Here is a 316-nt window from a genome sequence, read left to right as displayed (position 1 = left end):
CCGATGATCGCGTTTCCGGCGGGAGTGAAAGTCTGGATCGCAGGCGGCGTCACCGACATGCGGCGCGGCATGGGCACCTTGGCACTTCAAGTTCAGCAGGGGCTTGGGCGGGACCCATACACCGGGGAGATATTCTGCTTCCGGGGANTCTGGTGAAATTGATATGGCATGATGGGGTGGGAATGTCCCTGTATGTGAAGCGGCTCGAGGCAGGGAAGTTCATCTGGCCCTCGAGCGGATCGGGAGAAGCGGTTCAGGTCTCTGCGGCGCAGATGGCCTATCTTCTCGATGGGATTGACTGGCGAAACCCACGTTG

General features: G+C 60.0%; 2 protein-coding genes. Both read left to right on the top strand.

The genetic code is table 11. The features are described from left to right. The first annotated feature begins 3 nt into the window (after window positions 1–3). Window positions 4–156: an IS66 family insertion sequence element accessory protein TnpB gene (tnpB, locus tag CK944_RS24435; RefSeq protein ID WP_371411699.1), complete on the top strand. Its 153-nt coding sequence runs from the start codon at window positions 4–6 to the stop codon at window positions 154–156. Window positions 157–182: 26 nt separating this feature from the next. Beyond that, window positions 183–316 (top strand): IS66 family insertion sequence element accessory protein TnpB (gene tnpB, locus CK944_RS24430; protein ID WP_371411698.1); only part of this gene is annotated, 134 nt, incomplete at its 3' end.

This window comes from Paracoccus sp. SY (genome assembly GCF_002901215.1).
Lineage (GTDB): Bacteria > Pseudomonadota > Alphaproteobacteria > Rhodobacterales > Rhodobacteraceae > Paracoccus > Paracoccus acridae.
Note: the sequence above shows the minus strand (reverse complement) of the source record. Positions and strands in the feature narration are given on the sequence as shown.